This window comes from Nocardia sp. JMUB6875, from assembly GCF_041154655.1.
In the GTDB taxonomy this organism is placed as follows: Bacteria; Actinomycetota; Actinomycetes; order Mycobacteriales; family Mycobacteriaceae; genus Nocardia.
Genome location: NZ_BAAFGR010000022.1, coordinates 56,084 through 64,370, shown reverse-complemented (window position 1 = coordinate 64,370; position 8,287 = coordinate 56,084). Strand labels below are relative to the sequence as shown.

At 69.7% G+C, this 8,287-nt stretch carries 5 protein-coding genes; 3 read left to right on the top strand and 2 right to left on the bottom strand.

From position 1 onward, the window contains the following. Positions 1-3,410, top strand: a 3,410-nt coding sequence (locus tag ACAM49_RS08285; RefSeq protein WP_369634855.1) for a protein kinase, incomplete at its 5' end; no start/stop codon positions are given. A 49-nt stretch (positions 3,411-3,459) separates the two neighbouring features. Here the strand turns inward: ACAM49_RS08285 and ACAM49_RS08280 are convergent. Beyond that, the gene (locus ACAM49_RS08280; protein WP_369634854.1) at positions 3,460-4,026 is read right to left on the bottom strand and encodes a hypothetical protein; all 567 of its coding nucleotides are present in this window, start codon (positions 4,024-4,026) and stop codon (positions 3,460-3,462) included. A gap of 274 nt (positions 4,027-4,300) precedes the next feature. Here ACAM49_RS08280 and ACAM49_RS08275 point away from each other — a divergent pair, with 274 nt between their 5' ends. Further along, a complete protein-coding gene (locus ACAM49_RS08275; protein WP_369634853.1) occupies positions 4,301-5,671 on the top strand; it encodes a cutinase family protein in 1,371 nt (456 codons plus the stop codon). A gap of 74 nt (positions 5,672-5,745) precedes the next feature. Beyond that, positions 5,746-6,909 carry a low temperature requirement protein A gene (locus ACAM49_RS08270; RefSeq protein ID WP_369634852.1) on the top strand — a complete coding sequence of 388 codons (1,164 nt, stop codon included), beginning with the start codon at positions 5,746-5,748 and terminating at the stop codon, positions 6,907-6,909. Here the strand turns inward: ACAM49_RS08270 and ACAM49_RS08265 are convergent. Continuing rightward, complete coding sequence (locus ACAM49_RS08265) at positions 6,843-8,213, bottom strand: alpha/beta fold hydrolase (protein WP_369634851.1); 1,371 nt, start codon at positions 8,211-8,213, stop codon at positions 6,843-6,845. The genes ACAM49_RS08270 and ACAM49_RS08265 overlap by 67 nt on opposite strands. Positions 8,214-8,287 lie beyond the last annotated feature (74 nt).

The following is an 8,287-nucleotide window of genomic DNA, read 5'->3' as shown; positions in this document are numbered from 1 at the left end:
GGTTCGGGGTGGTTTATCGGGCGTTTCAGGCCGGGTTGGAGCGGACCGTCGCGATCAAGGTGTTGACGGCGGATCTGGAGTCCGAGGCGCTGGAGCGGTTCGTGCGGGAGCAGCTGGCCATGGGGAAGCTGTGCGGGCATCCGAATATCGTGACCGTGTTCGAGGCGGGGTCCACGGATACGGGGCGGCCGTTCATCGTGATGCCGTATCACCCGCAGGGGTCACTGGACGCGCGGATTCAGCAGAAGGGGCCTGTCTCGTGGCAGGAACTGCTGCATTTCGGGGTGAAGTTGTCGGGGGCGCTGGAGACCGCGCATCGGCGGGGACTGCTGCATCGGGACGTGAAGCCGGGGAACATCCTGCTCACCGAATACGGGGAGCCGCAGCTCGCGGACTTCGGGATCGCCCGGCTGGCAGGGGGTTTCGAGACGGCGGCGGGGACGGTGACCGGGTCGCCCGCGTATACCGCGCCGGAGGTGTTGCAGGGTCAGGCGCCGGATGTGACGGCCGACGTCTACGGTTTGGCGGCCACGCTGTTCTGCGCTGGAACCGGGCACGCGGTGTTCGAGCGGCGCAGCGGCGAGCAACTGGTCGCGCAGTTCGTGCGGATCACCAAGCAGCCGATGCCGGATCTGGGTGATTCGGGGCTGCCGGAGGACCTGACCGCGGTAATCGAATCCGCCATGGCGCGCGAACGCGGGCAACGCCCGAAATCGGCGGCGGAATTCGGGATGGCCTTGCGCGAGATCCAGGAACGGCACGGGCTCAAGCCGGACGAAATGGCGATTCCGCTGCCCTCCGAGGACCTGCCCACCGAGGAAACCGGCCAATGGGACGGCCCGACGGGATTCGACCGCGCCACCTCCGGCCGCAATACGACCGGCCGGACACCCAACCGCCGCCGCGGCCGCAACACCACCGCGACGCCACCGGTCCCCGCGACCCGCCTGCGTCCGCCCACCCTCAGCCGCGCCCTGGTCGCCCGCCCGCGCCTGCTCGACGCCCTGCGCTCGGCCAGCGACCGCCGCCTGGCGGTCGTGCACGGCCCCACCGGTTTCGGCAAGACCACCCTGGCCGCCCAGTGGTGCGCCGAGGTCACCGCATCGGGCGGCTCGGTCGCGTGGCTGACCGTCGACAGCGATGACGACAATGTGGTCTGGTTCCTCTCCCACCTGATCGAGGCCATTCGCGCGGCCCGCCCCGCCCTGGCCCGCGAGCTCGGCGAACTCCTCGAGGAACACGGCGACGAGGCCGGTCGGTTCGTCCTGACCTCCCTCATCAACGACATCGACCGCCGCGGTGAGCAATTGACCGTCGTCATCGACGACTGGCATCGCGTCGCCGACCAGAACACCCAGGCCGCCCTGCGCTTCCTCATCGAGAGCTCCAGCCCCGTCCTGCGCATCCTGGTCACCAGCCGCCGCCAGACCGGCCTGCCCATGAGCTCCATGCGCGCCCGCGACGAACTGGTGGAAATCGACACCGCCGCACTGCGTTTCACCGCCGAGGAGGCCTACGCCCTGCTGGTCGAGCTGGGCGGCCTGGACCTGGATCGCGGCGATGTGGAGGACCTCACCGAATCCACCGGCGGCTGGGCGGCTGCCCTGCAGCTGGCGGCGCTGTCCATGCGCGGCAGCGAAGATCCGGGCATGTTGATCGGCCAGCTCACCGGCCGCCATCACGCCATCGGCGAATTCCTCGCCGAGAACGTCCTGGAAACCCTCGAACCCGGCGTCCTCGACTTCATGGTGACGACCTCGATCACCGAACGCACCTGCGGCGACCTGGCTTCCGCGCTCACCGGCGTCCCCAACGGGCAGGCCCTGCTCGAGCAGATCGAACAGCAGGACCTGTTCCTGCGCCGCCTCGACGGCGGCCAATGGTTCCAATACCACCAGCTGTTCCAGGATTTCCTGCGCCAGCGCCTCGAACACGGCCGCCCCGAGGACATCGACGCCTTGCACCGCACGGCCTCGACCTGGTTCGCCGAACACCGCCACGTGAGCGAGGCGGTCGACCACGCCCTGCTGGCCGGTGACGAGCAGCGGGCCGTGGTCATCGTGGAACGCGACGGCATGTCGCTGCTCGAATACGGGCAGATGGCCAGCCTCATCGGCCTGGTGAACAAGCTGCCGCCCGCGGTCATCGAAACCCATCCGCGCCTGCAACTGGATCTGGCGTGGGCGAACATCCTGCTGCACCGGGCCGGACCGGCCGAACGCGCACTGCGACTGGCGGAATCGACCCTCGACACCGGCGAACTCGACGACCGGATGCGGGCCCGGTTGCGCGCCGAGGCGGGCGTGGTGCACGCGGTCGTCACCGTGCGCGCCGACCTGCTGACCGGCGTGGAGGAGTGGCTCGCACCGTGTTTCGAGCTGGCCGACGAACTCTCGCCCTATGTCGTGGCCATCGGCGCGAATGTCGCCAGCTTCGCCGCGGGCTACCGCTACGACTTCGACGAGGCGGTCCGCATCCAGGAGTGGTCCGCGCCCTACATGCGCCAGAACAAGGGCTTCTACAACAACATTCACGGCCTGTGCTTCCTCGGCCTGGCCGCCAGCCTGCAACTCGATATCGCCCGCGCCGAGCAGTATTTCCGCGCCGCCATGAAGATCGCCAAGCAGTCCGGCGGCAGCCACTCCTACGGCGCTCGCCTGGCCGGTTCGCTGCTGGGTGAACTGCTCTACGAGCGCGGCGAGGTCGCCGAGGCCGAACGGCTGCTCGACGAGGGCTACAAGCTGGGCCCCGATGCCGGGGTCGTCGACTTCAAACTGGCCCGCTACGTGGTCGGGGCCCGCGTGAAGGCGCTGCGCGGTGACCGTTCGGCCGCCATCCGCCGCCTGAACGAGGGTGCGCGCGTGGCCATCTCGATGTCGCTGCCGCGCCTGCGCGCCGAGGTCGAGAACGAACGCCTGCGCCTGGGCCTGCCGCCGCATCCGGAATTCGGCCCGCTGCCGGTCGTCGACTACCACAACCGTCGCGAGCCCACCGACCCGATCGACGAATTCACCGTCCTCTACGAGGAATTCACCGCCATCCGCCTGCTGCTGGCCGAATCCTCCACCGAGAGCCTCGAACTCGCGCGCACCTGGGCGCAGGAGTGGGTCGACCGCCTCGAGGCCGTCCACCGCCCGCGCGAACTCCTCAAGGCCCGCCGCCTGCTCGTGGCCTGCCTGGCCGCCGCCGGCCACATCGACGAGGCCAAGGCGCTGCTGGCCACCGTCACCGCGCAATGCGCCGAACACGGTTCGGTCCGCTACATCCTCGACGGCGGCCCCTACGTGGTGGCGACGCTGGCCGCGCTGCATGCCGATCAGCTCGCGGGCCGCTGGCGCCCGGAATGGCCCGAGGTGCCCGCCGCCTTCCTGCGCGCGCTCGTCGACGCCCATGCGGCTCAGACGATCTGAGCGGTCTTGCGGGGCAGCTCGATCGGGGAGGCGGCCCTGACAGAGCGGCTCAGTTGGGCAGCGCCGCCGAAACGAACCCCAGCGCAATCGATATCGCCGACAGCGACCCGGTGCCGAAGGCCGCCGCGAGCGCGAAGCCGATGAGCACGTCCTCCGCGGTCGCCTCCGGCGGCACGACGGTCTTCCCGAGCGCCGCGATCTCGGTCGGCGTCTGCCACACCACCTCGATCGTCCCGTCGGCGCGCGCGGTGAACTCGCCGAACGTCCGCTCGATCTGCTTCGGCGGCCCGTCGATGAACCGGCACGTATCAATGGATTTCGGCCGCATGCTCACCACCCGGCCCTCGATCTCGGCGATCACCCGGTAGCTGCGCTTGAACAGCCGACCGCTGCCCGGCCGGACCGTCATGACCCGGTCGTTCACGTGCGCGGTCAGGCACCCCGCGGCCCGGGTACCGATCGGCACGTTCTTGCGCGTCCGCGCCCCGAGGCGCTCGATCATCACCACCGGCGAATCCCCGCTGGCGAACCGCACGGAACACCGATCCTCGGTCAGCGTGACCAGAACCTCACCGAAAAGCCCACTGTCGGAAGTCGTTTCGGAAACCTCGAGCACAGCTCATCCACCCCTCGTATGCCGGTCGAACAGGACGTACCGCCCCGACACTCTTCCAACGTACGGAGAGACGTTTCCGTTCGGCAGACCCGAATTGCGTGGCCGCGGCCCCGGCGGGGGTGGCGGATCAACCCGGTCGAGCATCTGAAATGAATATGTGTCTGAAAATGCTGCGGAATCGGCGGTTCCCGGCCAGAATTAGCTGTGACTGTGCTGCGGGACGAGCCTCTGCCGCACTGGAACGAAAGCGTGTCGGCGACAGAGGGATTGGATCATGAGCAGGCTGGCGACCTCGTGCGCGGCGATCCTGGGCGCGGTGACGGTCATGATCGGGAGCACGGCGGTCGAGGCGGGCGCGCGACCGGTCGCGGCGGCGGACTGCACCCCGTTCACGGCGATTCTCGCCCCGGGTACCTGGGAGACGCGGCCCGACGCGGACCCGAGCGTGCCGGTCGGCATGCTCCGGCCGGTCGGTGACGGTCTGCAACGGCAGTTCGGCTCGGACATAACCGTGCTCTACGCGCCCTACGCCGCGAGCGCCTTCGACCAGGGCCTGAGCTATGTGCAGTCCCTGAGCACCCTCGAGGCCGAACTCGGCAGGATGGCGCGCGGGCTGTGCGCCTCGACGCGGGTCATCCTCGCCGGATACAGCCAGGGCGCGGACGGCATGGGCGACGTCGCCACCGAGATCGGCCACGGCGAAGGCCCGATCCCCGCCGATCGAGTGGTCGCCGTCGGCCTGCTGGCCGATCCGCACCGCGACCCGAACACCACGCTCTCCCTGGGCGATCCGCAGCCCGGCCACGGCATTGCCGGCACCCGCGGGCACGATTTCGGGGCCCTGACCGACCGGGTGCGCACGCTGTGCGCGGCGGGTGACCTGTACTGCTCGGTCAATGCCACCGCCTCGCCGTTCCTGGCCGCGCTCGGCCGCGTCCTCAGCGGTGACGCCGGGGCGATCTCCGCCCTGATTCCCGCGGGCACCGATCCCAACACCTTGCTCGCGCAGGCCGTGAAGGTGGGTGCGGGCTGGACGGCGACGGCGACGCAACTGCCGACCATCCTGCGCGACCTCACCGGCCTGCCCGGGCTGATCCAATCCGGGGATCTCACCGCGGCACATCGGATCGCGAGCGACCTGAACGCCGCGCTGACCCCGATGGTCCACGCCGTCGCGGGCGTGGACCTCCCGCTCATCGGCGCGGTCATCCGCGCCGCCGGAACCATCGACCCCTCGGGCTGGACCGCCGCCGCCAGCGTCATCGGCGACGCCCTGGCCCAGGTCGACATCCTGCGCATCGCCGCCGACGTCGGCCAGATCGAGGAAACCCTCTGGCGCGCGGTCGAATACCTCGCACACGACAACGCCCACGCCGCCGCCGGCGAGGTCGCCGCCCTCGCCCCGACCGGACTCGACCTGGTCGGCTCGGTCGTCGGCCCCTTCACCACCGCCGTCCGCGGCGATCTGCGGGTGGCCGCGCAGACCCTGCTCAGCGCGGGCGGCGTCGACTCCATCAACGATCTGCTGGAGCTGAGCCGCCAGGGCGTCGACATGGCCGCCTTCTACGCCTCGAAAGCCCATGTCGACTACGGCGACGACGTCCAGCTCCTGCTGAACTTCCTGGGCTCCCAAGCCGTTTCCTAGCCGACCGGTACGCTGCACCGGCCCCGGCTACAGTTGGGGCCGCTGGATGTGGAGCTAGACGGGAATTACGGGTTGTGACTGAGGTTCTGCACGAGGCGCACGAGCGGGCCAGCTGGGCGGAGTTGTTCTTCGATCTGGTGCTGGTGTTCGCGGTGACGCAGGCGGCGCATGTGGCGTTCGCGGGGGAGAGTTGGGGCGCGGTCGGCCAGACGGTGCTGGTGCTGGCGATCATGTGGTGGTCGTGGGTGGGCACCACGCTGGCCGTGCACGGGGTCGAGGATTCCAACGGGCAGCGGATCTTCCTGTTCGCCTGCGGGCTGTGCATGTTCGTCATGGCGATCACCGCGCCGCACGCCTTCGCCGGGCACGCGCAGCCGGTGCTGCTGGCCGTCGCGCATCTGGTGCTGCGGCTGCTGCTGTGGGGCGAGATGCAGCGCAAGCGGGCGTTCTCGCAGGCGGGGACGTTCGGGAGCTGGGTCAATCCGTTCACGGTGTCGCTGGTGGCGGCGGTGATCCTGGTGGCGGCCGCGCTGGCGCCCGAGGGCGCGCCGCGCAACGCGCTGTGGATCGTTGCGGTGGCCCTGATGTTCGGCGTGCCGGCGCTGCTGGCACGGCGGCTGGAGACCGTGCAGTTCGGGGCCATGCACCTGCCCGAACGCTTCGCGCTGTTCGTCATCATCGCGCTCGGCGAGACCGTGGCGTCGGTGGGATCGCGGGCGGCGGAAGCGCATCTGGGCGTGACGTCGTGGGTCGCGGTCGTGCTGATCTTCCTGCTCGGCTGTGCGCTGTGGTGGCTGTACTTCGCCTACGGGTTCTCGGCGGTCGAACATTCGTTGCGCACCAACCAGGTTCGCGGGCGGGTGGTGCGCGATGTGCTCAGCTACGGGCACATGCTGCTGGTCATCGGCCTGGTGCTGGTGGCGGTCGGGGCGAGCGCCATGGTCGAACATCCGACCGCGACCGCGCACGGCGCGATCGGATACCTGCTGCCGCTGGGCGCGACGCTGTACGTGAGCACGTTCCTGTTCACCCGCTGGCGGATGTTCGGGGCGGCCACCGTGGGCCGGTTCGTCACCGCGGTCGTGCTGGGCGCGGTGACGGCGGCGGCGTCGGTGTTGCCGGAGATCGTGACGCTGGCGCTGGTGACCGCGATCGTGGCGGGACTCAATGCCTATGAGTACTGGGTGGTTTCGTCGGGGCGGCCGATCCTGCTCATGCGCCGTACTCGGGCGGCCTGACGGATCCAGGTCTCGCCCAACCGGTCTCGGAAACCGAGTCGGACCGGCTCGGCACCGACCCAGTCGGCGATATCGGTGATCACCGCGGGATCGACGTGATGCGGCTCGAGGTAGTCCGCCGGAGTCGACGGGCCGGTGCCGGGAAAGAGCATGTGGTCCAGTGCCGGGTGGACGCGGACAGTGACATCAGGGATGCCCGCCAGCCCCGACTCCCACAGCGGGAGATCCTCATCGGCGGTGACCTGATAGTCGCGGCCGCCCTGCACGAGCAGGATCGGCCGGTGCAACGCGGCCGCGGTGGCGACCTGGTCGTACTCGCGCAGGTCCAGCCAGTACGAGGCGGGCCAGTTGAACAGCAGGTCCGCGGTGGGGGTTTCCTTTGACAGCGTGGGACTTTCGGCGCGCTCGACCTGGCGGCGGGTCGACTCCAGGACCTCGGTGAGGTCCTCGCCGGGCTGTACCGCCGCGATGTGCGCGAGGGCGCGCAGGATCGAGCGGGGGAGCGGGATCGTATCTCCGGCAAGGATTCCCACGCCCGCGATCGACGGATCGGCGGCCGCGATGCGCGGGGCCGCCTTACCGCCGCCGCTGTGGCCGACCACGTGGATCCGTGCCGGGTCGACACCGGGTTCACGCTTCAGCAACTCGACCGCCGCGAGCGTATGGGGGAGATACTCCTCGACCATGGTGAAGCCCGGCGCGCTCTCGAATCCGCTGTGCGTGTAGGTCAATTTGTCGAACCGCAGCACCGCGACACCGCGAGAGGCGAGTCCCCAGGCGAGGTCCTTGAACGGCTTGTTCGGGCCCGTGGTGACATCGCGATCCACCGCCCCGGAGGCGACCAGGACGACGGCGGGCCGTGCGCTCCGGCCCTTGGGCAAGGTCAGGGTGCCGGAAACCGCAGTGTCGCCCGTACCGAGCGTCACCTCACGTTCCGTGAACAGCCGTGGCGTGGCGTAATCCGGTGGGGTCCAGCCGGATTCGGCGGGCGCTGCCAGCCGCAACCCGTGTAGCCGCCCGTCCGCGTCCACCGCCAGATGCACCGTGAGCCCGCCGCGTTCGGCGGTCACGGGCACGCTCACCTTCACCAGCTCGTCGTCCACCTGCTCGACGGCCGCGTTTCCGATCGCCCGCACCGCGCCGATCTTGGCGATCTCCCCGGTCCACCCGACCCGTACCGTCTCGGCCGACACCACCGCCGCCATCCGGGGAGCGAACAGTTCCGCGAGGTCGTCGAAGCGTTCGTCCCTCAGCATTGCCACGACGGCGGTGGCCACGGTCGCGGAGTCGATGTCAACGGTCATGCCGCCGAACCTTTCTCAATCCGTGCAATCATTCTTACGATTGAGAACGGTAGCAGGGTGTGAGAAGGTTGGAT